A 25702-nucleotide genomic window follows, 5' to 3' on the forward strand; every position below is an offset into this window, starting at 1 on the left:
CGAAGTTTACTGAAAGCAGGCAGAAGAAGATCGACTCGGAGAAGCTGTTTGCACGTTATAAGTCGCAAGAGGCTGCTGGAGGCGGTGGAGAAGCATAGTGATCTTTCAGCTCCTCTCGATGTGTGGTATCGCATTGCGAAGAGAGCGGAGTGGAAGTCACTGGAGGACATTCGCAGAGTATTTCCTTCGGCCGATGGGGTTGGCCGGTTCACTGTATTCAACATCAAGGGGAATAGCTTCCGGCTGATTGCGGAGATCAACTACACGACTGGCCGAGTGTATATACGGCAGTACGACAGAGGAGGATGGAAGTCATGAGCGCACTTGCAGTGAGTCCGGCATATACGGCGTTGCTGGCGAAGTTTCCTCCTCGTGTGATCCGCACGGAGGAGCAGAACGAGAGCTACATTGCGGCGTTGTACGAGCTCGAAAAGCGGCACAAGAAGTTGACGGAGGCGGAGCGGGAGCTCGCAGACCTGCTGACGGTGCTGATTGAAGACTTCGAGGAGAAGCACTATGATCTGCCGCGGTCGTCGCCGCTCGAAGTGATCGAGTTTCTGATGGATCAGCATGGGTTGAAGCAGAAGGACCTTGTGGATGTCTTCGGAACCCCGAGCATCGTCTCCGAGGTGATGAATCGGAAGCGGGAGTTGAACAAAGAGCAGATTCGCCGCTTGAGTGAGAGGTTCCACGTCTCACCGGAGATGTTCTTCTAGTGGGTTGGATCTCGCGATTGCCTATTGCCCACTCATGCCTGTGGCATGAATGGAGCATCCGGCTCTCCTGCCTTCTTTAAATCGTCCTTCCTATACCTGACACCGAAATATCCGAACCCCGCAATCGCCGCGCCTATGGGGATTGCAAGCCATATTCCGAGTGGGCGTGCATCTAGAGAATCATGCCACCCAGCGTTATCGCCGCTCAGGATTTTAATATCGACTGCTTCATTGCTCTCGCTTCGAGATGTGTCATTGAGGTAGGTGATTCGCAGCGTGCGTCCATTGAATATTTCAGGATTGCCCCAATGTGGCATGATAATTTGCGTTTCGATGTTGGTAGGATTACCGCCTTCAGGAATGAAGCCAAATACGAACTTCAAGCTTCTGCCGAACCTCTGCTCAACACAATCGGATGCCTTGCCGATAGTCGTAATCCGAGGAGCGAACGATGGCGCAGTCGAGTGGGACAGCCCGTACATGCAAGTAACGGAGCCGACGATTATGCAAAACCACCAAGCAAGTGGCGGGATGCACGCTCGACGGTTGGGGCCGAGTGGAAGGAGAACGGCTAGTGCTATGCCAAATCCAAGCAAACACCACAATAGAAAAATCGAACGATCCATCCTAGTGTGCCGCGTCTTCGGGGAAGAGGCGGATGTCGTCTACTCCGCGATAGCGTTCGGCGTAGTCCATGCCGTAGCCGATGACGAAGCGGTTGGGGATCTTGAAGGCTACGTAGTCGGCTTCGATGGGGACGAGGCGGCGCTCGGGCTTGTCGAGGCAGGTGGCGATCTTGAGTGAGGCGGGCTTGTGCTGGAGCATGAGGCCGCGCAGGTAGTTCAGCGTCAGGCCGGTGTCGAGGATGTCCTCGACGATGATGACGTGCTTGCCCTCGATGGGGTTGTCGATGTCCTTGATGAGCTTGACGGCGCCGGAGGAGACGCGGGCGCGGCCGTAGCTGGAGACGGCGACGAAGTCGAAGGTGTTGTCGACCTTGATGGCGCGGGCGAGGTCGGAGAGGAAGATGGCGGCGCCTTTGAGCACGCCGATGAGGACGATGGACTGGCCCTCGTAGTCTTTGGATATCTGCGCGCCGATCTCTTTCGTGCGCCGTGCGATCTCTTCTTTGGTGAAGAGAACATCCATGGTCTCGGGTGCGGGAAAGAAGGCGGTCGGGGCAGGCGTCGTGCTTGGAGGCATACCAGCAGGGTAGCGCGAAGGCGGGCCCGAGGCCAAGCGTCGCCTATACTTCTAAGAAGCAAGCGAGGATTATGTATCCGTATATCGATATCGGCCCGGTGCACCTGGGTACGTTTGGGCTGTTGCTGTGGCTGGCGGCGGTGGTGGGAACCATCGTGCTGCACAAGAACTTCGTTCGCAACGGCGTGGACGCCGATGCGCTGAGCGTGGTGGCGTTTGTGGTGATTGCCGGGGTCGTCGGCGCGAAGACGTGGCACGAGTTGCAGAGCGTTGATGAGTTGAAGGCGGCGATGCGCCACATCGCGGCCCCAGGCTGGGGACATCCGCTGGATGTGCTGATGGGTTTCCTGCACTGGTTCCAGGCTGGGTTCGCGTGGTTCGGCGGAATGGTGGCGGGGATCGCCATGCTGATGTGGCAGGGGAGGTCCGCGCGGTTCAAGGGATCGTTGAAAGGCACGCAGGGCGAGAGGGTCGGCGGGTTGCGGATGCTCGACCTGGCGGCCCCGGCTGCGGCGATCGGGTATGGCGTGGGCAGGATCGGCTGCCTGCTGTCGGGCGATGGCGACTACGGCATCAAGACGACGCTTCCGTGGGGCGTGCACATGAAGCCGGACGCACTGGTTCCGACGCCTGACCTGGTGCAGCCGACTCCGGTGTACGAGCTGCTGTTTTCGGCGGCGCTGGCATGGTGGCTGTGGCAGCGGGGAAAGAAGCACCTGCCGGTGAGCGTGATCACGGGCGAGTACCTGGTGATCAGCGGCATTGGGCGCTTCCTGGTGGAGTTTGTGCGCGTGAACCCAAAGCTCTACTTCGGCATGAGCAACGCGCAGGCGGCGGCTCTGGGTTCGGTGGTCGCGGGAGCTTTGCTGATCGCTTTCGCCCGGGCGAAGAATGTGCAGTGGGCTCCGGAGTTGGCGAAGGACTCGCGGACGTAAAGCCATCCCTCAATCAACTTGTCATCCTGAGCGAGCTGAAGGCGTGTCGAAGGACCTGCATTTTCTCCCGCCCCAGCAAGAAATCTACGAGGCATGGGAAAAAATGCAGGTCCTTCGACTTCGGGTTCGCTAAAAACTGCGAACCCTTCGCTCAGGATGACACTGTCTAACAGCGGTTCCTTTCCAGAGGGAACCGCTTCCCGTTTTAGCGCGACATCTCTTCGCGTACCGGCGGTTGCGGAATGCCGAACAGCCCGCTGTAGATAAGGCCTCCGACGATCGCTCCGATGATCGGCGCAACCCAGAAGAGCCATAGCTGTTGGATGGCCCATCCGCCAACGAAGAGTGCGGGGCCCGTGGAGCGCGCGGGGTTGACGGAGGTGTTCGTAACCGGGATGCCGACCAGGTGGATCAGCGTGAGGCAGAGGCCGATGGCGATGGGGGCGAAGCCCTTGGGGGCGCGGTCGTCGGTGGAGCCGAGGATGACGAGCAGGAAGAAGCAGGTCAGCACGACCTCGGCGACGAGGCAGGCGAGAAGACTGTAACCGCCGGGTGAGTGAGCGCCGTATCCGTTCGAGGCGAAGCCGCCGGAGAGCGAGAAGCCCTCTTTGCCGCTGGCGATCAGGTAGAGCACGCCCGAAGCTGCGATCGCTCCGGCGACCTGGGCGACGATGTAGGCGGGAAGCTCGGAGGCGGGGAAGCGCTTGCCGGCGACGAGTCCGAAGGAGACTGCCGGGTTGAGGTGGCAGCCGGAGATGTGTCCGATGGCGAAGGCCATGGTGAGCACGGTGAGTCCAAAAGCGAGCGCGACGCCGGTGAAGCCGATGCCGAGTTGCGGAAAGGCCGCAGCGAGCACTGCGCTTCCGCAGCCTCCGAAGACGAGCCAAAAGGTCCCGAAAAACTCGGCAGACGCACGTTTGAAGAGCGGCATGAGGCAAATCCTCCCAGAATGTATTTAGCGACGGTTCAGGCCCAGGGCGCGACGGCGTGCTATCGCGCATCCGCAACGTGAGTTCCGGACGGGAGGATGGTAGCACGGTGGCGAGAGCGGGCGGTGAAGATTCCGGTCAGAGGCGGCGCAGATACGCCTTGGCCTCTTCGAGGTGAGGGAAGAGGCGCTCCTCGGCCTGGAACTCGCGCGAGTGGACGCAGCGGCGTCCGGCCTTGACGCTGACGGGGTGCTTGAGGTGGAGCATCTCGTGATAGAGCAGGTATTCAACGGCGACGCGCGGTGTGTCGGGGCGGTCGAAGACGCGGCTGACGACGATGGTGTTGTGCGCGGCGTCGTAATGGCCCAGCATACGGCGGGCGTGGTGCGCGCTCCAGGTGAGCACGGGGCGGCCGAGCAGGCCGTGGAAGAAGCGCGCGTTGAGCGTGTCGAAGACCTCGTTGAGGTCGAAGTGGTGGCCCTGTGGAGTGAGGATGCGTTTGCGCCCGCGGGTCTGGCGGACGTGTTCGGCCTGACGCGAGACGGCTTCCGATGAGACGTGGCGGCGGTAGCGGTCGGCGTAGGTGGGAGCAATGGGCTTCTTGTAGATCTTGGCGATCAGGATGTGCGCGATAGCGTGATGCACAGACTCGGGCGCGTGTTCGAGGATGTCGGAGAGGCGGACGTGGAGGCGGCCTTCGCGAAGGCGGATGGTGGTGTTGAGCGAGGTGAAGCGCCGGAAGCGGATGTCGAACGGAGGCATGGGCGCGCGCGGCCGCAGGGCGCGGTATTGCTCCTCAAAGATGGCAACGAGGGGAGATGGCACTTTAGATAAATTTTACATCCGCGTGTAGCGCGTTTTTATCGCGGGTGGGATTCGCCTTGTAGCGGGTCTTCCTTCTGCGGCGGATGCGCGGCGAACCAGGCCTTCTGCTCGGGGATCATTTCGGTAGCTGCGTCGTGCAGGTCCTGAATGGCCTCAAGCGCGATCTTGCGGGAGAGGTTATAGATCTCATTGTCGGGCGGAGTCCTGGTGACGGTGCCCCAGCGCTCTGCCGCCTCCAGCAGTTTGGGCAGCGCCTTGCGGATATCGCGATGACGCTCGCCGTAGTCGTCGAGGTTGTCATTCAGTTCGTCGGCCAGAGCGGTGAACTGCTCGAGCAGGTCATGCGTGTCCTGCTCGCGGCCGGGTCTGCGCGGCTTGGCGTAGAGGTCCCGCAGCGTGTTGATGCGGACATCGATCAGTTTGATGAAGACCATCACTCGATCGTTGGCGACATAGGCGGAGTCGCGAATCTGTTCAATCTCGGCATCGGAGAGCGTGGCCTGTCCGCGCTGCGCGTCGCACACGCAGGGAAAGACTGCAAATGCGGTAAGCGCGAAGAACAGGGACCGGCGTCGCATGATGGTGATTGTAGGCGTCCGGCAGCCTTAGTGGTTGAAGACCTGCGCCAGCAGCTCGGTGTGGACCTGGTTCAACTGCTTGAGCGTGGCCTGCAAGGTGGGCCGGTCTTCGGTGGAGGCGCTGTGCAGGTACTCGTTCAGCCGGTAGGTCGTGTGATGCATCAGCATCTCAGCGTTCTTCAGCCGCTTAGTATCGCGGGCCAGGTTCATGTGGATGAGCTGGGCGTATTTGGCGACCTTCTTGAGGGTTGCGCTCGCGCTGTCCGTGTCGCCGTCCATCAATTGCTTACCGGCGATCTCGGTCATGGCTGAGACGAGCTCGGTGTACAGGAAACACTGGTCGCGGGGATTGGCTTGTTCGGCTCGCTGTTCGAGCTGCATCAGCGCCTGGTTATCGAGGATGACCGATTTGTCGAGACTGCCCGCCGCCGCGCGAAGCGGGGTGCAGAGGGAAAGAAGAAGACAAAGTGGCAAAAGCCGTTTGATGATTCGCATAACGCACCTCGTTGGGAGCGCCTGGCTTCATGACGTCATGGAGTCGGTCCGTACTTCGTTGTTCCTGCTGCCTTTGTAACGCATCCGGTGCAGCCTTTCCTGCACCGTTTGTCATTTCTTCGTTACTTCATATGTTCGAGGGCGGCGAGCCGGTGTTTTGCCTCCCACTCCTCGTCCGGAAACTGTCCTTTCGCCACGGAAAGGAACTGTTTGTACAGGTTGGATGCCTCCTTGACCTGGTGGAGTTTGTCGTGCGCCGTTGCCGCCAGAAAGATCGACGACGGCGTCTGCGCCAACACTCTATCACGCAGAGCAAGCGCGCGCAAAGTGGTGGCGGGGTCGTTGTTGACCGAGGCGGCAAAGGCGAGATGGCTGGCGGCGACCCCGTAGGCCTGCGGGGTGGGAAAGGCTTTGGGATCAACGATTGCGCGCTCGAGCAGCGGCTGGGCGTCGGAGGAGCGATGGAGGCGGATGAGAATGTCCGCCTGGTCGTCAAGCAGCGTGGGATCGCCGGGCGAAGCGGCGGCAAGCGCAGCCAGCAACGGGAGCGCCTTGTCGTACTGGCCGGCGCGACTGTAGAGCCGGGCAAGCAGACGCGCGACGGCGGCGTCCACCGGATTGGCGGCGTGGAGCTTTTCGAGGATCGGCACAGCCTGCGCTGCTTTGGCGGGATCGGGGTCGGACTCGTAGAGCGAGGCGAGCTGGGCGCTCAGCGCGGGATCGTCGGGGTGCTTCTTGAGGGTCGCGGTCAGCAGAGGTTCGGCCTGGTCGGGCTTCTTCTGCTGGATCAGCAGATGGACGAGGGCGGCGGTGGCCTGGGCGTTGTCGGGGTCGGCGGCCAGCAGGCGGCGGTAGGCAGTTTCGGCTGCGGCGGGATCGCCGTTGGCCTGGGCCAGCTCGCCGGTGAGCAGAATGTCGTCGGGCGTCTCGGACGAGAGCTTGAGCGCGGCGAGCAGCTCTTCGCTGGCGCCGGAGGGGTTGCCGGGCTGGTCGAGCCGCGCCATGGCGCGGTAGGCGCGGGCGCGAAGGGCCGCGTCGCCGTTGGGGATGGCCGCTGCGGCGGAGAGCTCGGTGTGCGCGTCGGCGGCGTTGCCGGTGCGAGCCAGTAAGAGGCCAAGCGCGAGATGCGGCTCAAGCATGTTGGGGCTGGCCGCGATGGCGCGCCGGTATGCGGCCTCGGCCTCGGCGGCCTGGTCAAGCGCGTCGTGCGCGGAGCCGAGGTTATAGAGCGCCTGCGCGTCGTTGGGATTCTTCTCGGCGAGTGTTGCCAGCAGCTTTACCGCGGTGGCGTAGTCCTGTTTGGCAAGGGCTTCGGCAGCTTGAGTGCGCAGAGGATCCTGTTGCACTTGTGAGGACGCATCGCGGGTTCCAGCGGGAAGCTGCGCGCGGAGGCCGGGCGCGAACGACAGCGCGAGTGCGAGGAAAGCGGGGGCGACGATGTATCTTCGCCGGGTAGACGATGCTGCGTACATCAGGAGGACCTCTGCTTCCAGTTTAGACAGGGTGCAGGCCTCCTGGTGGGTGGGGACGCGAACAGGGTCGCGCTTTGCGCGATGCCCATATCTGGCGATACGTGGAATGTAAGCAATTGCGGCTTCTTGTGCTGTGCCGTCACTTGGGGTGCGGCAGGCAGGCACAGCCCTATCCCGCAATTCAGGATTTTCCGCGATGGATTGCGGCATTGAGGCGCGTAGTGAGTAAAGTGCGATTGGCCAGTCCAGTTAAACGGCCATGCTGCGCCAGAAAACTGGCGCGGTCCTGCGCCTGCTTCTGTTTGGTAATGTCGCGGCTGGTGATAGCGAGTCCGTCGCCCAGCTTGACGGCGTGTACGTGAAGCCAGGTGGCGGCGATGCGCTCGTCGTCCAGGTAGACCTCGCCGTCGTAAGGTATGCCGGTGCGAACGACCTCCTGGTAACGGGTGATCAGTCCCTTGGTGACGGCCATGGGCCTGACCTCGGAGAGCGCCCGTCCTAGCAGGTTTTCGCGATGCGCCCGCAAGCGGTGTTCTGCGATGGGATTGATATAAGCGAAGCGGAAATCGACGATCTGGCCGGTGGAATCGGAAATGCCGGAAAAGATGTAAAAGTCGTCGAGGCTGTTTTCGGCGGCGGTGACAAAGCTCAATTCGTCCACCATCGCCGGGACTGGCCCCCTGATTGCGCGCTGGAGACGCGGAAGGACGTCCACCGTGAAGACGGTCGCTACCGCCGCGCTGAAGAGGTCGACCCACAAAGCTTTGAGTGACGGAAGGATATGACCGAGAAATATCTGGATCGCAAAGAATACCGTAAAGGCAGAGAGCAGGATAACGATAACCTGTTCCGGAGGGCATATACGTCTCGACTTGGCCACAAGGTTCTCCACAATTTCGCTTCCGATTAAAACAGAAGTCCGGCCGGCGTCAATAGCACGGAAGCGTAGGGTGGGCAGAGGGTTACAGGAAAATTCCTACACCGTAACCGGAACCTCCGCATCGATCGTTGCCCCCACTGGCTTTAGCACAGGCCCAAGCCAGTGGCCGGTGTGCGAGGCTGGGTTGGCGGCGATTTCTTCCGGGGTGCCGGTGGCAACGACCTGGCCTCCGCGCGAGCCGCCCTCGGGGCCCATGTCGATAATCCAGTCAGCGGACTTGATGACGTCGAGATTGTGTTCGATCACGAGCAACGAGCCGCCTCCGTCGATCAGCTTGCGGAAGGCTGCCAGCAGTTTGGCGACATCGTCGAAGTGGAGACCGGTCGTCGGCTCATCGAGGATGTAGAGCGTGCGGCTGCGGGCCTTGGCTGCGGCTTCGCTGGTGCCGGTGCGTGAGGAGACGGAGCGTGCCGTTGCCAGGTGCGAGGCCAGCTTGACGCGCTGCGCCTCTCCGCCTGAGAGCGTGGTGGCGGACTGGCCGAGACGCACATAGCCGAGGCCGACCTCGTCGAGCACGTAGAGCTTGTCGACGATCTTCGGATGACCGGCGAAGTAGACCAGCGCCTCCTTGACGGTCATGTTGAGCACGTCGTGGATGTTCCTGCCCTTGTAGCGAATGTCGAGAATGGAGGCCTTGTAGCGCGTGCCGTTGCACTCCTCGCAGGGAAGCTCGACGTCGGCGAGGAACTGCATCTCGACGGTGACGGTGCCGTCGCCCTCGCAGACATCGCAGCGCCCCCCCGGAACATTGAACGAGAAATGCCCGGCGGTGAGGCCGCGGCGCTTGGCGTCGGGTTGCGCGGCGAAGAGCGCGCGTATGTCGTCGAAGGCCTTGATATAGGTGACGGGGTTCGAGCGCGGCGTGCGGCCGATGGGCGACTGGTCGACGAGCACGACGTCGTTGAGGTGCTGCACGCCGGAGAGCTCGCGGTAGAGCTGCGTCGGGTCGACGCCGTCGGTGCTGCCCTCCTGCCCGAGCGACTGTACGAGCGCGCGATAGAGCACCTGGTGCACGAGCGTCGACTTGCCCGAGCCCGAGACTCCGGTGACGCAGACGAGCATGTTGAGCGGAATATCGACGTCGACGCCGCGCAGATTGTGGATGCGCGCGCCGTTCAGGTTGAGGTGCTCACGCCCCGGCTCGCGGCGGTGCTTCGGCGTGGCGATGGAGGCGCGACCGGAGAGATACTTGCCGGTGATCGAGTTCGGGTTCGCCGTGACCTGCTTCACCGTGCCCGATGCGAGAAGCTGGCCGCCGAGCTCACCCGCGCCGGGGCCGAGGTCGAGAAGGTGGTCGGCGGAGCGGATCACATCGGGGTCGTGCTCGACGACGAGGATCGTGTTGCCGAGGTCGCGCAGCTCTTCCATGATGTGGATGAGGCGGGCAGTGTCGCGTGTGTGCAGGCCGATAGACGGCTCATCGAGCACGTAGAGCGCGCCAACGAGTCGCGAGCCGAGCGACGTTGCAAGCTGGATGCGCTGTGACTCGCCCCCGGAGAGCGTCGAGGAGAGGCGGTCGAGCGTGAGGTAATCGAGCCCGACCTGGTCGAGGAAGTGGATGCGCTGGCGCACCTCTTCGAAGATCTTGCCGGCGATCTCGGCCTGCGACGGCGAGAGAACGAGCGAGTCGAAAAAGTCGCGCGCGGCGGTGACGGTGAGCGAGGAGACCTCGCAGATGTTTTTGTCGTTGATTAAGACAGCGCGCGCCTCGGCGCGCAGGCGCTGGCCCCGGCAGTCGGGACAGGAGGCGTAACCGCGATACTTCGACAGGAAGACGCGCACGTGCAGCTTGTACTTCTTGTGCTCGAGCGCCGCGAAGAAGCCGCGTATGCCAGGGAAGCCCGGGCCGCCTTCCTGGATGAAGCTCTGCTGCTCCGGTGTGAGGTCGTACCAGGGGACATCGGTGGGTACGCCTGCTACCTTGGCCGCGCGCAGCATCTCGCCGTGATGCGGGCGGTACTTGGTCGTGGTCCACGGGGCGACCGCTCCCTGCGCGAGCGTCTTCGACTTGTCGGGGATGATGAGGTTGGGGTCGAAGTCGATGGTGTTGCCGAAGCCCTGGCAGCGCGGGCATGCACCATAGGGATTGTTGAAGGAGAAGAGGCGCGGCTCGGGCTCGCGGTAGGCGCGGTGGCACGTAGTGCACTCGAATGCGGCGCTGAAGCGGAGCATCTGCGGCTGGCCTTCGCCTTCGCGCGGCACGGTGAGGAAGCGGATCTCGCCTGACTCGCGATAGCCGGTTTCGATGGCATCGACCAGACGTGCGCGGAAGTCTGGCGAGAGCGCGAGCCGGTCGGCGAGGACGAAGATGGGCTGCGAGAAGTCGAGCTCCAACAGTGATTCAGGCGTGGAGAACTCAACGATCCTTTCGTTCTGATAGAGCCGGTTGTAGCCGCGCCGGCGCAGCTCGCCGAGGCGGTCCTTCAGCGAGTCGGTGAGGTCGAGCGCTGGAGCGGCCGCGGGTTTAGCGGACTTCGCTGATTTTTTTGCGGCAGATTTTTTCGGTTTAGACGGCTCAGTAACGGCGGCTTCCGCCGATGCCGGCTGCATGGCTTCGAGCTTGATCTCGGCGCGGACGATGGGGAAGAGCGCGTAGACGCGAGTCCCTTCGGGCTGGGCAAGCAGCGAGGTAACTATCTCGTCGACGGTGTCGGTCTTGACGATTCCGCCGCAGTGCAGGCAGGTGACGGTGCCGCAGCGCGCGTAAAGCAGGCGCAGGTAGTCGTAGATCTCGGTCGCGGTGGCGACGGTGGAGCGCGGGTTGCGCGTCTGGTTCTTCTGCTTGATGGCGATGGCCGGGGCGAGACCGTCGATGTGGTCGACGTCGGGTTTTTCGATGCGTTCGAGGAACTGGCGCGCATAGGCGGAAAGCGACTCGACGTAGCGGCGCTGGCCCTCGGCGTAGACGGTGTCGAAGGCGAGCGACGACTTGCCCGAACCCGAGACGCCGCTGACGACGGTGAGGGCATTGTGCGGGATATCGACGTCGATGCCCTTGAGATTATGCGTGCGGGCACCGCGGATCGTGATCTGGTTCAGGTTCTGCTCAGGTTTCTGTGTGGGCTTCGGGTCGCTCATGGCCAAACTTCTATTTTCAGGCATGAGCCGACTTGAGTGCGAATTAATTGAAAATACAGGGCTACGGCCTCAGTGGAGGACCTCGGCGTTGGCCGGTGTGAACTCCACCGTGTTGTCACCAGGTGCAAAGCTTGCCGGAACATCCCACACCAGCACACCGTTTGCCGTGCGTACCTGTGCAAAGAGATAGTAGGTACCGGTGGCAGCGGTCTGCGTCGAGATTGTTGCTTTACCTGTTGTGTCGAGCCTGGTCGCGGCAACAACATGCGCCTTCAGTTGCGCCAATATGGAACTGCAATCCTTGCCCTTGCAGGCCTGGGCGAAGGTAACCCAGGCCTGTGCCGGTGTGGCGCCGGACGGAATCGGTGCACCGAGCGAGCGCAATACGGCGTCCATACGCTCGCGCATGACCCACACTGTCTCACCGGCCATAGGATTTGCAGCTGCCTCAAATGACGAACTGATAAGCACGCGCATGGCGGCACGTCCTCCTGCCGGAGAGACAGGTGTTAGTGCAGCGTGGCTCGCGACGGGTGAGGATGATGCTGCTGGAGAGAGAGAAGCCTCTGGTGATGCAGTCGTCGCGCCTCCGCCCGCAACCTTCATCGTCTCTCCCGAATCCGCATTTGGCCGCAATGTCCCAACCGCGCAGGTCTCCGAGTGCGGACGGTATGTGACATTCTCGCCCTGCATGCCGGAGATGAGCCGCCCATTCACTGTCGTCGAACCCGACCCGCGTAGCGAATTGTCCGGCTCAACCGCCAGCGTAAACGGACCGCCGCTGTCGTTCGCTACATGCACCACAAAACGCTCCGGCGTGTTTTCGACTGTGTAAGGTATCCGCACATGCGCCTCGCCGCAGTCGAGGATCACCGCCGCCGGACTGAATTGCAGCTTCATGCGGCCATCCGAGTACAGGCCGTTCATCCGCACTCCCCGGGGAGCATCTGCGTTGTCCATCGCTTCGGCCCCGCCGTTCGTGTACGCTACCATCCCCCCGATCATTCCCACCAGGCTGTTGCTCATGGCGTCCGTCTTCGAGTCATGCGGTGGAGGTGGAACCGGCGCATTGTATGTTCCTATGCTGCAGCGCTCCGTCTTCACTTTATAGATCGGCGATTGAGTCGTTTGCCGGCAGAATCCGCCGCACTCGGCTGCGACTCCCGCTCCAACGGAGACGCCATTGTGGTAGACCTGCGTAGTCTGCGTGGTCCATCCAACGATGGTCTTGCCCGTCACATCCACCATGCCGGGACCCGTGAGGCCGCCATTGGGACCGAGCGCCAGCGTGAACGGCGCAGGTGAATTGTTGACGACGATGCGCACCGAGCCAGCGCGCTTCTCAATCGCGTATGTGGGAATCGTCTGCGAAGCATCCAGATCGCCGCAGCCGCCGATCGCAACCTGCCGGATGCTGAACTCGAGGGATGTTTTCTCTCCCGGCCTCGCATACGTCCCGTGCAGTACAACGCGAGCTGGCCCGGGCCCCAACATCTTCGAGGTAACAGCACCCATGCCGCCGAGTCCAACCATGCTCAACATGCCCGTATTCATCCCTTTGCCCAGGCACCCGATCGAGCTGCCGCCGAGCTCGAGGCATCGCCGTATGGCCACCCCCGTCGGGTCGTTCGGGTCATTCGATCCGCCCGAAGCCTGCCGGTTCTTCGCCTCCTGCTGCTGCGCTACCGCCTGCTTGTACTGCTCCATCTCCTGCTCGTAGTGTTTCTGCTGCCCCGCGCTCAGATCGGCCAGCGCAGCGTTGTAGGTCGCCGCCGCCTGTTTGCCCATCAGCCGCGTCCTCCAGTCGCGCTCAAACGCACCGTCCATCTCGTAGCGGTTATGCAGCCCGTTGAACGCTTGTGTCTCGGCCGCACTGTGCGTCTTCTCATACTGCTGCGAGATCTGGTACGCCGCCAGCCGGTAGGCGTCGAAGAACTTCTGCTCGTCCGGCGTAAACGGCCCGCGCATTGAGCGGCTTGACTTGATGCGGTTGACGTACTGCACCAGTACGTTGAACACCGCTTCCTGCCGCGCCAGCGTGTCCGTCTCATCCGAGCCTTTGATCTCTGTACGAACTCGCTCAACGGAAGGCATGTCTGACAGATTGCTCTGGGCATGGACAGTGATAGACGGCAGGCAAAGCAGAGTGATGAGGAGAAGGCGACGAGGAAAATAGAAGAGAAGTGCCGTTGGGGAGGAAGCCGAGACGTTCATGGATCACGCTCCCAATGCGGATTGGCCGGATGCTGCAAAAACTAATGCTTTGCAGGCCTGCGCGTCAAGGAGCGCAATCGCAGCTTCGAAGTAAGCTATGCAAGGCGATGATGCATAAATAGTGATCTACGCCGATTTCGGTTGGGTTGGATCATCTTCCTTCTGTGGCCGGAAGATCTCGATCATCAGCAATCCCGCACCTATACAGATCGCCGAGTCGGCGAAGTTGAAGTCAGGCCAGTAGTAGTATGAGCCGGCATGAACGCTGATGAAGTCGATCACGTAGTGGTAGACCACGCGATCGTAGAGGTTGCCGACGGCCCCGCCGAGGATCAGCGCAAGCGCGGTCGAGGTGAGCGAGAGCGAGTCGCAGGAGCGCAGCAGCATGATGCCCACGATGACGACAGCGGCGACCGAGAAGAGGATCAGCCCCTTGAGAACGAGGTCGGGCGAGGCGGAGTCTGCAAGAAAGCTGAAGGCCGCGCCCGTGTTGAGCACGTGGGTGATGCGCAGCAGGCCTGGGATGATGGTATGGGAGCGCCCCGAAGGCAGGTGATGCACGATGAACTTCTTCGAGACGTGGTCGGCGATGGCGACAAACGCCGAGAGCGCGAGCAGGAGAGGGAAGTAGCGGCGGCGTCCCGCGGGCTTCGTCTTCTTCGGCTCGTCGAACTCGGTTGCAGGGTACTCGTAACGTTCGGGCATTCGTGGGAACTCCGTTGGGCATGGGTACCTGGTGAAAGCGTACCCCAGGGGCTAAAGCCCCCTTCAGCTAGTAGCAATCATGCGGCACGGCTGAAGCCGTGCCCTTAAGCAAAACAAGGTTATCCGGCGCTTTCGGGAGCGGCATAAGGAGCATACCCGATGGCGTCGAGGGCCTCGGCGCAGCGCAGGCAGACGGAAGGGTAGCGCGCGTCGTTGCCGACGTCGGTGGTGTAGTTCCAGCAGCGCTCGCACTTCACGCCCTCGGCAGCCTCGGTGGTGACGCGCGTCTCGCTGTTGGGGTGCTCGATGTGCGCAAGTGCAACCTGCGAGACGTTGAACAGCTCCTTCAGGCTGGACTCGTAGCGCTGAAGAAGTGAGAGCGTGGGCTCGCCGACTTCGATGATGACGCGGGCGTCGAGTCCCTTGCCGACCAGCTTCGCCTGACGCGCGGCCTCGAGCGAGAGCAGCACCTGGTCGCGGACCGCGAGCAGCTTCTCCCAGTCCTCTTCGAGTGGCTTCACGTTGCCGGGAATGATCTCTGCGATGTTGGGGAAGAGAGCGACGTGCACGCTCGACTCGCGTCCAGCGACCCGGGGCAGCGACTGCCAGACCTCGTCGGCGGTGAAGCTGAGGATCGGCGCGACCAGCCGCGTGAGTGCCTCGGCGATGCGCCAGAGAGCGGTCTGCGCCGAGCGCCGTGCCGGGTGGTTCGGCGCAAAGGTGTAGAGGCGGTCCTTCAGCACGTCGAGGTAGAGCGCGCTCAGGTCGGAGTTCGTGTACTCGTTCAGCGCGTGATAGGCGCGGTGGAACTCGAAGTCGTCGTAGGCCTGACGGATTCTGCAATCGAGTTCCGCCGTCCGTGCGAGGATGTACTGATCAAGCGGCTCCATCTGCGCGAACGGAACGGCGTGTTCTGCGGGAGTGAAGTCGTGCAGGTTGCCCAGCAGAAAGCGGAAGGTGTTGCGCAGCTTGCGGTAGTTGTCGCTGACGCGCTGCATCAGGTTTTCGCTGGCGGCGACGTCTTCACGAAAATCAACGGAGGCGACCCACAGCCGCACGATCTCGCCGCCCAGACGCTTGGCGATGTCGACCGGATCGACGCCGTTGCCGAGGGACTTCGAGAAGGCGCGGCCCTGCTCGTCCAAAGTCCAACCCGAGGTGGCGACCATCTTGTACGGCGCCTTACCGCGTACGGCGACGGATGCGAGGATCGACGAGTGGAACCAGCCGCGATGCTGGTCGCCGCCTTCGGTGTAGAGATCGGCGGGCCAGTGCAGCTCGGGCTCGACGTCGAGCACGGCGTGCCAGCTTGCGCCGGACTCGAACCACACGTCGAGGATGTCCATCTCCTTGCGGAATTCATTTGATCCACAGGAGGCGCAGGCCGTGCCCGCGGGCAGCAGCGTTGCGGCGTCGTACTTGTACCAGGCGTCCGCGCCCTCTTTGTGGAAGAGCTCGACGATGCTCTTGTTGATCTTCTTGTCGTTCAGTGGCGTGTGGCACCTCTCGCACATGAAGACGGCGATGGGCACGCCCCAGATGCGCTGGCGCGAGATGGTCCAGTCGGGACGCGTGGCGATCATGTTGGAGATGCGCTCCTGCCCCCACGACGGGTCCCAGACCACGTTCGCGATCTCGTCCAGCGTGCGCTGGCGGAAGGTCGTCGGCGTGCCGTCTGGCGCGGTCATCGGCGTCTCCATCGAGATGAACCACTGCTCCGTCGCGCGGAAGATCACCGGATTGTGGCAGCGCCAGCAGTGCGGGTAGGAGTGATGGATCTCGCTCAGACCCATGAGAGCGCCACGCGAACGAACCAGGTCGATGATGACGGGGTTGGCCTTGAAGATCTGCATCCCGTCGTACTCCGGCAGGCCGTTGCGCAGGCGGCCGGCGGCATCGACGTTACACACCTGCGAGAGCCCGTACTTGGTGCCGGTGTTGAAGTCGTCCGCGCCGTGCGAGGGGGCCGTGTGAACCGCGCCCGTACCCTGCTCGGTCGTCACATAGTCGGCGTTCACGCCGAGGACCTCGCGGTCGAGGAAGGGATGCTGAAAGGTGACGCGGTCGAGCCTGTCACCCTTGAAGCGCGCAATCTCCTTTGCATCGGTCAGGTTGCAGGCTTCGCGGGTCTGCGTCGCCAGGGCCTCAGCGACGATGTAGACGTTGCCGTCGGTGTTCTTCAACGCAACGTAGTCCAGCTCGGGGTTGAAGGCCACGGCGAGCGATGCCGGAAGCGTCCACGGAGTCGTCGTCCAGATGATGGTGTAGACCGGCAACCCTGCGAGCGCGGGATCGATGCCCTCCGGTGCGCTGGTCAGCTTGTAGCGCACATAGATCGAGGGCGAGGTGTGCATCTCGTACTCGATCTCGGCCTCGGCGAGAGCGGTCTTGTCGTGGATGCACCAGTAGACGGCCTTTAGGCCTTTGTAGACGAAGCCCTTTTCGAAGAACTCGTAGAAGGTCTCGACGATGGAGGCCTCGTAGGCGAGCGACATCGTCAGGTAGGGCTGGTTCCAGCGGCCGAAGACGCCGATGCGCTCGAACTGCGACCGCTGCAGGTCGACGTACTTCTGCGCGTATTCGCGGCAGGCCTTGCGCACGGCCAGCGGGTCCATCTCCAGCTTTTTGCGGCCAAGCTGCTCGTCGACCTTGATCTCGATGGGCAGCCCGTGGCAGTCCCAGCCTGGGACGTAGGGGGAGTCGAAGCCCGCCATCGTCTTCGTCTTCACCACGAAGTCTTTGATGCACTTGTTCAGTGCGTGGCCCAGGTGGATGGCCCCGTTGGCGTAGGGCGGCCCGTCGTGAAGGATGTACTTCGGAGCACCGACACGGGCGGCGCGAATCTGGCCGTAGATCTCCTGCTTCTGCCAGGCGGCCAGCCGGATGGGCTCGTTGACCGGGAGGTTGGCCTTCATGGCGAAGGCGGTCTGGGGCAGGTTCAGGGTCGACTTCAGGGGCTTCGTCTCGGGCTGGTTCTCGCTTGCGGCTCCGGTCGATTTGGGCTTGGTCTCGGTGACTTCCGGCATCTCTTCCTCTGGCTTCTGAATGGCATGGGCGCCAAATCTCTATTGTATCCGGGCCGCATCCAGGGCGCAGCCGGTCACGTAATAATGACAGGAAGATAGAGCCATGACATTCGCGTGACCTTCCTTCGATAGGATGCGTCCAATGTTCTGGGCAGGGCTGCGCTAATATTTGTAGAATGTTTCTGGAGCCAGATTTGCCTTAGGTGCGGCACCGATGGAGAGAACCGGCGTAGACCGGAGAATGAATAGAGACGCCCGATTCTCGAGGAAACAGGCGGTCGGATGAAGACAAACCACCGTCGAGGCAAAGCGGCATAATGGCGAACACCTGGCTGACACCAACTGAAGAAGATAAACGTACGAGCGACGGCCCCGATCTACGTCCAGCGGTCGATGCTCCGAAGCTGAACGAAGAGACCGAAGGCTCGATGTGGGCCTCGCTGATCTCGAATCTGGGTGACGTCTTCAACCCGGTCAAGCAGGCGCCTCTCAAGCTCGAATCCCGGCCCGCGGACAATGATCTTATCGTCGAAGAAGAAGGTGTCTTCACCTCGTTGCTGAGCAACATCCGCGATGTCTTCTTCCCGCAAAAACTCCCGCCCCTTGTCCTTGAGTCGAAGCCAATCGCCGTCCCGGACCTGATGAAGACGAGGCAGGACCCCAGGGCGACGGCTTCCTCGATTGCCATTTACGCTCTGCTCTTTCTGCTCTTCGCCTGGCTGCTGCACAAGAAGATTCCCTTTGCGGCTCCCGCCAAGACGACGCTGGTGACCGAGGTGAACGTTCCCCCGATTGCGCCGATGAAGGCGAACGCGATGGGAGGCGGCGGCGGTCAGCGCGGGCCGACCCCCGTGACCAAGGGAACTCCGCCTAAGTTTGCCGAGACGCAGATCGTTCCTCCCAAGGCGCCTCCGCTGCAGGACCCGAAGATCAAGATCGAGCCGACTGTTGAAGTGCAGAAGGACGTCCACATGGCCTCGAGCATTCCGCAGATCGGCGTGGCCAACTCGCCGCTGGTGGGCATGTCGATGGGCAACGGCTCGGGCACGGGACTTGGCTCGGGCAACGGCTCCGGCATCGGGCCGGGCTCGGGCGGCAATACAGGCGGCGGACCGAGGCGTATCGGTGGAGGCGTCTCCGCGCCGCAACTGATTTTCTCGGTTGAGCCGGAGTTCTCCGAAGAGGCGCGCAAGGCGAAGGTCGCGGGCAACGTGCTGGTGAACCTCTGGGTCGACACCAACGGCAACCCCAGCCATGTTCGCGTGATTCGCGGTGTGGGCATGGGGCTCGACGAGAAGGCCGTCGAAGCTGTGCGTCAGTACCGCTTCAAGCCTGCGATGGAGAATGGAAAGCCTGTCCTTGTAGAGCTAAACGTCGAGGTCAACTTCCAGATCTTCTAAAGGCAGGGAGCTTAGGGAATAGGGAGTAGAAAGCGAAGGGCCTGCTGGTTGGCAGGCCCTTCGCTTTTAACGCGGTGGTTGGTGTTACGCAGCTCGCGGGGTCGCAGTCAGGTGTGGTGTTGGAACAGAGCGGGTGAGTTTCATGCCGCTGTCCGATTGCAGACGGAAGCGGTCGACCTGCTCTTCGAGTGTGACTGCCGTGGTGCGCAGCGTCTCGATGCCCGAGGCCGTGGTTGCCATCTCCATCAGGTTGTCGTGGCTGAGCGTGTGGATGGAGTCGAGGCTTGCCGAGGACTGGTCGGCGGCCGCGGCCTGCTGCGAGGCGGCGATCGCGATCTGGGCGATCATCTTGTCGACGCGCTCGGCCATACCGATGATGCGCTCGAGCGCCTCGCCGGCCTGGTTGGTGGTGACCACGCCCTGCTCGACCGTGCCGGTGCCGCTCTCCATGCTGGAGATGGCGACGCGGGTGCGGTCCTGGATCTCCTGGATCATGGTGGCGATTTCGCCGGTCGCCTGCGCTGTGCTTTCGGCCAGGCGGCGCACCTCACCGGCGACGACGGCGAAGCCCCGTCCGTGGTCGCCGGCGCGTGCCGCCTCGATGGCGGCGTTCAGCGCCAGCAGATTGGTCTTGCGGGCGATCTCGTCGATGGTGGTGACGATCTGCGAGATGCGTTTGGAGTCTTCACCCAGCAGCCCGACGGTCGACGAGGTCTCGCTGACGGCCGTGGCGATGGAGTGCATCGCCCCGAGCACCTGCTTGACGATGTCGCCGCCATCGCGCGCCGTCTGCGCGGCGCTGCGCGCGGTCTCGGCGGCCGACTGCGTGTGACGCGAGACCTCGGCGATGGAGGCCGACATCTCCTGCATGGCGGTCGCCGCCTGCTGCGTCTGCTGGCTCTGCTGGTCGATGCGCTTGTGAATCTGGTCGGAGGAGGAGCGCATCGAGACCGCGCTGCCCGTCAGCGAACCGGCCGTGTCGACGACGGTGCCGATGATGGAGCCGAGGTTCGACTGCATCTTCTGCATGGCCTGCGCCAGTGTGCCGATCTCGTCGGAACCGAAGAGATGGTCGAGCCTGTTGCCGGTCAGGTCGCCCTCGGCGATGGCGTCGGCGCGCTTTGCGACCTGGTCGATCGAGCGGGTGATGCGGCGCGAGAGCAGGAACGAGATGATTCCGCCGACGAGAGCGCCAAGGATGGTTGCGATCCACAGGGTCCAGAGGGTGGATGTGTTGGCGTGCTTCAGTTGCGCGATCTCAAGGTTGGCCTGCGACATCTGCGACTCGCCGAGGTCGCCGGTCAGGTTGAAGAACGACTTGCCCAGGGGAAGAATCTGGTTCTGGAAGGTGTCGTAGGCCTGCGTGGTCCCCTGCGGAGTCTTCGATTCGTTGAGCTGTTCGATCTTGTCTTCGAGCGCCTTCAGGTTGGCAAAGCCGGTCTCGATCTCGCGGATTCGCGTGGCGTCGTAGCCAAGGGCGTACTGCTCGTTGTACTGGCGGAGCCTGGCCATCGACTCATCGGCCTGCGCCAGATACTCCTGCCGGGCGCGGCGGAAGTTGGCTGCCGTGGCCGGATCGACGCCGAAGAGCATGTAAGACTCAAGCGCATGGATGCTGTAGACCATCCTGATCCGCAGGTCGCGGGTCACGGCGTTGATGGGGATGTGCTGCGTGGTTGCGCTGGCGGCAAGCCGGTTGGCTTCCTGGATGCGCATCGTCGCGGTAAACGCGCTGAGCAGCATGGCAAAGATAAGGGCGCCTGTAGCAAGGCTGAGTTTCGTTTCAAGTTTCATGGGTCTTCCCGTCGCTGAAAGTTTTGTTGGAGGCAGGTGCAGGATTGCCGGGCGGTCAGGCCATCGATCCGTGAATCAATGAGGTTCGCTGAAGTTCACATCGACCGTCTGATCGGTGGTATCGGGACCGGGCTCAAAACGCCAGCGGCGAACGGCTTCAGTTGCTGCCGGACTGAGAAGAGCGTGGCCGGACTCGACCTTGGCGTCGGAGACGGAGCCATCCGGCTGAACCGTCGCATGGACAACGACGGTGCCGCTGACATGCATCCGGCGGGCAAGCTCGGGGTAGACGGGCGGGACTTTGGTAAGGCAGGCGCGGTGCGTGCCGGCAGCGTGGGCGAGCCCGGCCCCTATAGCCAGGGCAAATAGAACAAGTAGATGAGCGGGTAAGCGGCGAATCGTTGCCAAGGTAGTCCTCCAAAGGTTTCAGAGGATGTATCGGCAACTGTGGATTTGGCTTTAGGTGCGGAGTTTCATGAGGTTGTTTGTCTACGAAACTGAGTGCCCATCTTCGCTGCGTAGCGGCTAAGGTGGGACGACCGCCACCGCACTCTCCGGAGTCAAAAAGAAAAGGCGGATCGCACTTCGCGCGATAACCCACCTTAGCGACGATGAAGCCGTCGCGAAGATGGGGCACCCGGTTGGTTGGCCATGAACACAACCTTTTGAAATTTCACATTCAGTGGGCGGCTACAAGGTCGTGCGCCGCGATTTCGGCGAAGGTAAGGTTCTCGACCGCGCTGCCCGTCCGCTGCTTCCAGTCCAGGAACAGCTTGCCATAGCTATCAGTCAGGCAGGTCGCGGTGTCGATCTTCAGCTCGGCGAGCGTACGATCGATCCACTCCGTAGGGCCTTCAAGCTCGGCGTAAGTGCCAATCGGCGTCTCATCGATGACCAGGTGCGGTGTCGAGTTTGTCGCTGCATCGACGACGGACCATTCGGTGCGGTACTTCTCATAGGTAAAGGCAGGCCTGTAGCCGAGGCTCTCGAAGATATGGCCGAGGGCGGGGCCGTCGGCGACGGCGGTCTCGGTCTCAATGCGCACCTTGTAGCGTGAAGACTCGATGATGTCGCCCGGGCGAGCGGTGCGCTTGTGAGTGACCGTCCAGACAGGGCCGTACTGCCGGATGCGCAGAATCTCCGTGTGCGCGCGCAAATCGCGGGCCGGTGTGTCGTAGAGCGTGTTCTGCTCGAAGGTGCGCGGAGTGTCGAGATGAAAGCCGAGTTCAGGCAGGAGGCTTTGGAGCGCGGCCGGATCGGAGACGGGAAACTTCAGTTCGATCTCTCGGTTCTGCATGGCTGGAGTATACGGCGGTATGGCAGCCGCAGACGATAGGATTGAGGTATGTCCGAAGGAAAAACAGAGCGTCTGGAAGGGATGGCGGGCGTAGCGCGCGCGGCCCAGATTCTGCGCGAGGGCGGCACGGTGGCATTTCCTACGGAAACCGTCTACGGCCTCGGGGCGAATGCGCTTGATCCTGTGGCAGTTGCGAAGATCTTCCGCGCCAAGGAGCGGCCCGGCTGGGATCCCGTGATCGCCCACGTCAGCGACCGCGAGATGGTTGCACGAGTGGCCCGGGTTATGCCAGCGGCGGAGAAGCTGATGACCGCGTTCTGGCCGGGGCCGCTCACGCTGCTGCTCCCGAAGACGTCGGCTGTCCCGGATTCGGTCACTGCGGGACGTTCGCTCGTGGGAGTGAGAATGCCGCGGCATGAGTTGGCGCTGGCGCTGATTCGTGAGGCGGGAACTCCGCTGGCGGCGCCGAGCGCGAACCGCTTTGGCAGGACGAGTCCGACGGCGGCGGCACATGTGCTCGAAGACCTCGATGGCAGGATCGACGCCGTGCTCGACGGAGGGTCTACTCTTGTCGGGGTGGAGTCGACGGTGATCGGACCTTCGGAAGACGGCCCTGGCTGGGTGGTGTATCGGCCGGGCGGTGTCTCTCTGTCGGAGCTGGAGCGCGTTCTTGGCGCTGGTTCGGTCTCGGTGTTTCGTCCGGTTGAGAGGGCGAACGCGCCGGAGAGCCTGCCGTCGCCGGGCGTTGGCATCAGGCACTATGCTCCGCGCGCGCGGCTGGTGCTGGTCTTTGAGCCGTCGCGGAAGAAGGTTGCAGCGCCGTTATGTCTCATCGGAGAGATCGATCAGTTGAAGGACTCTCCGGGCGAGATCGGCGTAATGCTACCCGATGGCTGGGAGAGCCCCGGTGCGCCGCTTGTGTACCGCTGGGGTGCGTGGGGCGACGGCGATACTCTGGCGCGGCGTTTGTTTGCTGGACTGCGCGAACTGGACGAGCGCGGCGCGAAGGTGATCGTCTGTCCGGTGCCGGAGATGGATGGTATCGGCGAGGCGATCCGCGACCGGCTGCGCAAGGCTGCGCGGGAGAAATAGTCAGCGCGCCGAGGTTGCGAGCTGGCCCGCGAAGGCGTCGAGCGAGAGGGAGCGCAGGAGGTTGCGGCGCATTCCGCTCCAGACCTGGTCGAGAGCGCGGGTGGTCTGTTCGATCCATTGGAAGGTGACGGACTGCGCCATCTTTTCGAGGTCGGCGCGGATGTCGGTGTTGCGGACTAACTCCGGCGTTCCGGATTGCAGTAGAAGCAGGTCTTCGAGCAGGAGCGAGAGGGTGCGGAGGAGGCCGACGGTTTTTTGCTGGCCTTCTGCCCCGGCGCGATAGGTCTCGGTCATCTTGAAGAGTGCGGTATGGTCGGGCTCGGCCACGGCCTGCCGGAGAAGGAGCAAGGCATCGGCGCGCGCGGCTGTGTAAGCGGCGAGGTCGAAGGAGAGCGCCTTGCCCGCGGCTCCCTGGGCGAGGCGGGCGATGAGAGTGCGCTGCTTTGGTGGAACGTTGTGGCGCCGGTCGGCGAGGAGCATCTCGATCTCTTCGACGGGAAGAGCTCCGAGGCGGACGAGGGCGCAGCGGGAGCGGATGGTGGGTAGAAGTTCGCCCGGGTTCTCGGCGAGCAGGATGATGTGGACGGTTGCGGGCGGCTCCTCAAGCACCTTGAGCAGGGAGTTCGCGGCCTCCTTCATGAAGCTGGAGGCCGTGATGATGAAGATCTTGCGCGGGGCCTCGGCGGGCAGGTAGTTGGCGCTATGGATGATGGAGCGCACCTGGCCGAGCTTGATGAGCAGCTGCGGCGGGTCGGGCGGCACGATGAGCACGTCCGGGTGCGGCTGGATGAGGACGCGCGTGTCCTTTTTGTCCGTTTCGCGGAGGTCTTCGCGAGCGGCGACGGCCTTGTCGACCTCCTCGTCGAGGTTGAAGGCGGTGGCGATGCGGGTGCAGTTTTTGCAGACGCCGCAGAAGCTGGCGAGCGTCTGTCCGTTGGACCAGAGGTCGCGGGGCTGGCGCTCGCACTCGACCGCCATGGCCAGCATTAGCGCGAGGGTGTATTTTCCGGCCCCGGCGGGACCGGCGAGGATGAGCGAGTGGGGCAGGCGGCCGTGCGCGATCGAGGTCCGGAGGTGCTCGACGGCGGCCGAGTTGCCGAGGAAGTCGTTGAAGGTGGCAGGGCTGCTACGTTCCGGTTGTGTGTCGCTCATTCTCCACCCCTCAGGTCTATTTTAGAGGACGAGAGTGGATGCTCCGGGGGCCGGGTTTTAACCAGAGGGGCAGCGGAATGAACGTCGCGAGGATGGGAAGGAGAACAAGCTGTCCGTTACCAACTTCGCAGCCCATCCTGACGCTTCAGGCGAAGTGACAGCACAGGAGGAGTAAGCACTTGTCCTGACGCCTTTGGGGGATGGTGGAAAACGGGGTGATTTCGCAGTATGGAGGAGATGCGGTTCCTCCGGCCCCAGATCGGTTTGCCCATGGCTCTTATGTTGGTGAGCACCGTTGGCGCGAACGCTACGATCAGCACGGTGTGGCGCACGGCTACAAAGACCGTGCTGCAGTTGGATGACGCAGACGACAGCGGGCAGGCTTACGAGAGCCTGCGCGACGACGTCTCCCGGCACCCCGATGATTTCATCACCTTCGCGACGCAGACTGCCGCGAACCGTTTTATCGAAGAGCATGGCTTTGAGATGAACCGCGAGACCGAGCGGCGGATGATCGAGCGTGGCGTGCTCGGATACTGGCGCGGCAAGACGGTCGTGGTGCTGCCGCTGTATTCGATTCATCGCGGGCTGTAGAGCACCGGCCAAACCTCTGGACAGTTTGCTTTTGCTCCCTGCAAATAATGCAGGTCCTTCGACTTCGCTTTGCTTCGGTCAGGATGACAAGCTGAAGAGGGCACTTCTGTACGAGAATGAAGCGATGACCTCTGTGCGTATGGACAAGTGGCTGTGGGCGGCACGTTTTTTCAAGACGCGGGTGCTGGCGGCGAAGGCGTGTGAACTGGGCCGGACCGACTGGAAGAGGGGCGAGATGACATGGCAGCCGGCGAAGGCTGCGCGCGATGTTCATGTGGGGGACATGCTTCGCGTGAAGAACGATGGCGGCGAGTTTCAGGTTGAGGTGCTGGGTCTGAGCGAAGTGCGTGGGCCTGCCTCGGTGGCGCAAACGCTGTATCGCGAAACAGACGAGAGCAAGGCTGCGCGCGCGGCCGTGGTTGAGGCGAAGAAGGCGATTCCTGTGTATGAGAGCACGTGGGAGTCGGGACGGCCTACGAAGAGAGATCGCAGGGTGATGACGCGGCTGCGAGGACGGTAAAACAATGAGGCATTCTTGTAAGCGAGGAGATATTTCATGCGGTTGATCAGCAGTAGTTTCAAGGACGGAACTGCCATCCCGGGAGAGTTTGCGTTTGCCGTTCCCGATGCGGCGAACCATGTTGCGTTGAGCGCGAACCGGAATCCGCAGCTTGCGTGGTCGGATGTTCCCGCGGGGACGGAGTCGTTTGCGCTGGTAGTGGTTGATCCCGACGTGCCGAGCCGTGGCGACGATGTGAACAAGGAGGGCCGGGAGGTTCCGGCTTCGTTGCCGCGAGTGGACTTCTATCACTGGCTGCTGCTGGATGTCCCTTCGAGCGCGCGGGAGATTGCGGCGGGAAGTCAGAGCGACGGAGTGACTCCGCATGGCAAGCGCGGGCCTGCCGCGCCGGGCGGGATGCGGCATGGAGTGAATAGCTATACGGGATGGTTTGCGAGCGATCCGGTGATGGAGGGCGACTACTTTGGATACGACGGCCCCTGTCCTCCATGGAACGACTCGATCGTGCACCACTACGTCTTTACGCTGTATGCGCTGGGTGTGGAGCGGCTGGAGGTTGACGGTGAGCTGACGGGCGAGAAGGTGCTGGAGGCTCTTGAAGGCCATGTGCTGGCGACGGCGAGTCTGACAGGAACGTATTCGCTGAACCCGAGTGTGAGGTAGGCTCTTCGACTGAAGAGGCGATGAACGGATACACTTAAAGGCCAAACGCAACGAAGCCTCTCAAGACCCAAGGA

The 25702-nt window shown here is 62.5% G+C and carries 24 protein-coding genes; 8 read left to right on the top strand and 16 right to left on the bottom strand.

Annotated features, from left to right (window positions below):
- Positions 1–48: 48 nt before the first annotated feature.
- The gene (locus tag JSS95_02930) at positions 49–318 is read left to right on the top strand and encodes a type II toxin-antitoxin system HigB family toxin (protein ID MBS1798757.1); all 270 of its coding nucleotides are present in this window, start codon (positions 49–51) and stop codon (positions 316–318) included.
- Positions 315–716, top strand: a complete 402-nt coding sequence (locus JSS95_02935) for a transcriptional regulator (GenBank protein ID MBS1798758.1) — start codon at positions 315–317, stop codon at positions 714–716. The genes JSS95_02930 and JSS95_02935 overlap by 4 nt, the downstream gene beginning before the upstream one ends.
- Positions 717–748: 32 nt before the next feature.
- Here JSS95_02935 and JSS95_02940 read toward each other — a convergent pair whose 3' ends face one another.
- Positions 749–1099, bottom strand: a complete 351-nt coding sequence (locus JSS95_02940) for a hypothetical protein (protein MBS1798759.1) — start codon at positions 1097–1099, stop codon at positions 749–751.
- A 244-nt stretch (positions 1100–1343) separates the two neighbouring features.
- A complete protein-coding gene (gene hpt / locus JSS95_02945; protein MBS1798760.1) occupies positions 1344–1919 on the bottom strand; it encodes a hypoxanthine phosphoribosyltransferase in 576 nt (191 codons plus the stop codon).
- Positions 1920–1990: 71 nt separating this feature from the next.
- On the opposite strand from hpt, the gene JSS95_02950 reads away from it, so the two are divergent.
- Positions 1991–2854, top strand: a complete 864-nt coding sequence (locus tag JSS95_02950) for a prolipoprotein diacylglyceryl transferase (GenBank protein MBS1798761.1) — start codon at positions 1991–1993, stop codon at positions 2852–2854.
- Positions 2855–3059: 205 nt separating this feature from the next.
- On the opposite strand, the gene aqpZ is transcribed toward JSS95_02950, so the two are convergent.
- From aqpZ to ileS, 10 genes are all read right to left on the bottom strand, one after another.
- Positions 3060–3785 carry an aquaporin Z gene (gene aqpZ, locus JSS95_02955; protein ID MBS1798762.1) on the bottom strand — a complete coding sequence of 242 codons (726 nt, stop codon included), beginning with the start codon at positions 3783–3785 and terminating at the stop codon, positions 3060–3062.
- Positions 3786–3921: 136 nt separating this feature from the next.
- Positions 3922–4608, bottom strand: a complete 687-nt coding sequence (locus tag JSS95_02960; GenBank protein ID MBS1798763.1) for a M48 family metallopeptidase — start codon at positions 4606–4608, stop codon at positions 3922–3924.
- 35 nt (positions 4609–4643) lie between these two features.
- Positions 4644–5171 (bottom strand): hypothetical protein, encoded by a 528-nt coding sequence (locus JSS95_02965; protein ID MBS1798764.1) that lies wholly within the window; start codon positions 5169–5171, stop codon positions 4644–4646.
- Positions 5172–5213: 42 nt separating this feature from the next.
- Positions 5214–5681 carry a hypothetical protein gene (locus JSS95_02970; GenBank protein MBS1798765.1) on the bottom strand — a complete coding sequence of 156 codons (468 nt, stop codon included), beginning with the start codon at positions 5679–5681 and terminating at the stop codon, positions 5214–5216.
- A gap of 122 nt (positions 5682–5803) precedes the next feature.
- Positions 5804–7153 carry a tetratricopeptide repeat protein gene (locus tag JSS95_02975; protein ID MBS1798766.1) on the bottom strand — a complete coding sequence of 450 codons (1350 nt, stop codon included), beginning with the start codon at positions 7151–7153 and terminating at the stop codon, positions 5804–5806.
- A gap of 181 nt (positions 7154–7334) precedes the next feature.
- Positions 7335–8033, bottom strand: a complete 699-nt coding sequence (locus tag JSS95_02980) for a PAS domain-containing protein (protein MBS1798767.1) — start codon at positions 8031–8033, stop codon at positions 7335–7337.
- A 96-nt stretch (positions 8034–8129) separates the two neighbouring features.
- Positions 8130–11171, bottom strand: coding sequence for an excinuclease ABC subunit UvrA (gene uvrA / locus JSS95_02985; GenBank protein MBS1798768.1), 3042 nt, complete (start codon positions 11169–11171; stop codon positions 8130–8132).
- A gap of 69 nt (positions 11172–11240) precedes the next feature.
- Entirely contained in the window at positions 11241–13265 is a 2025-nt protein-coding gene (locus tag JSS95_02990) for a hypothetical protein (GenBank protein MBS1798769.1), read from the bottom strand.
- Between the two features lie 246 nt (positions 13266–13511).
- Complete coding sequence (gene lspA, locus JSS95_02995) at positions 13512–14090, bottom strand: signal peptidase II (protein ID MBS1798770.1); 579 nt, start codon at positions 14088–14090, stop codon at positions 13512–13514.
- A 119-nt stretch (positions 14091–14209) separates the two neighbouring features.
- Positions 14210–17116 carry an isoleucine--tRNA ligase gene (ileS, locus tag JSS95_03000; protein MBS1798771.1) on the bottom strand — a complete coding sequence of 969 codons (2907 nt, stop codon included), beginning with the start codon at positions 17114–17116 and terminating at the stop codon, positions 14210–14212.
- 428 nt (positions 17117–17544) lie between these two features.
- Here ileS and JSS95_03005 point away from each other — a divergent pair, with 428 nt between their 5' ends.
- Positions 17545–18516, top strand: coding sequence for a TonB family protein (locus tag JSS95_03005; GenBank protein ID MBS1798772.1), 972 nt, complete (start codon positions 17545–17547; stop codon positions 18514–18516).
- An 84-nt stretch (positions 18517–18600) separates the two neighbouring features.
- Here the strand turns inward: JSS95_03005 and JSS95_03010 are convergent, their stop codons facing one another.
- The 3 genes from JSS95_03010 to JSS95_03020 all read right to left on the bottom strand — a co-directional run bounded on the left by JSS95_03010 (position 18601) and on the right by JSS95_03020 (position 21607).
- The gene (locus tag JSS95_03010; GenBank protein MBS1798773.1) at positions 18601–20310 is read right to left on the bottom strand and encodes a methyl-accepting chemotaxis protein; all 1710 of its coding nucleotides are present in this window, start codon (positions 20308–20310) and stop codon (positions 18601–18603) included.
- Positions 20311–20385: 75 nt separating this feature from the next.
- On the bottom strand, positions 20386–20577 hold the full coding sequence (locus tag JSS95_03015; GenBank protein ID MBS1798774.1) for a TonB family protein: 192 nt from the start codon (positions 20575–20577) through the stop codon (positions 20386–20388).
- 412 nt (positions 20578–20989) lie between these two features.
- Positions 20990–21607 carry a class IV adenylate cyclase gene (locus tag JSS95_03020; GenBank protein ID MBS1798775.1) on the bottom strand — a complete coding sequence of 206 codons (618 nt, stop codon included), beginning with the start codon at positions 21605–21607 and terminating at the stop codon, positions 20990–20992.
- A 48-nt stretch (positions 21608–21655) separates the two neighbouring features.
- Between JSS95_03020 and JSS95_03025 the strand changes: the two genes are divergently transcribed.
- A complete protein-coding gene (locus JSS95_03025; protein MBS1798776.1) occupies positions 21656–22699 on the top strand; it encodes a threonylcarbamoyl-AMP synthase in 1044 nt (347 codons plus the stop codon).
- On the opposite strand, the gene JSS95_03030 is transcribed toward JSS95_03025, so the two are convergent.
- A complete protein-coding gene (locus JSS95_03030; GenBank protein ID MBS1798777.1) occupies positions 22700–23851 on the bottom strand; it encodes a DNA polymerase III subunit delta' in 1152 nt (383 codons plus the stop codon).
- A gap of 270 nt (positions 23852–24121) precedes the next feature.
- On the opposite strand from JSS95_03030, the gene JSS95_03035 reads away from it, so the two are divergent.
- From JSS95_03035 to JSS95_03045, 3 genes are all read left to right on the top strand, one after another.
- Positions 24122–24445 (top strand): hypothetical protein, encoded by a 324-nt coding sequence (locus JSS95_03035; protein MBS1798778.1) that lies wholly within the window; start codon positions 24122–24124, stop codon positions 24443–24445.
- A gap of 124 nt (positions 24446–24569) precedes the next feature.
- A complete protein-coding gene (locus JSS95_03040) occupies positions 24570–24965 on the top strand; it encodes an RNA-binding S4 domain-containing protein (GenBank protein ID MBS1798779.1) in 396 nt (131 codons plus the stop codon).
- Between the two features lie 36 nt (positions 24966–25001).
- On the top strand, positions 25002–25628 hold the full coding sequence (locus JSS95_03045; protein ID MBS1798780.1) for a YbhB/YbcL family Raf kinase inhibitor-like protein: 627 nt from the start codon (positions 25002–25004) through the stop codon (positions 25626–25628).
- Positions 25629–25702: the final 74 nt, after the last annotated feature.

The sequence above is a fragment of the Acidobacteriota bacterium genome (assembly GCA_018268895.1).
GTDB lineage: Bacteria > Acidobacteriota > Terriglobia > Terriglobales > Acidobacteriaceae > Edaphobacter.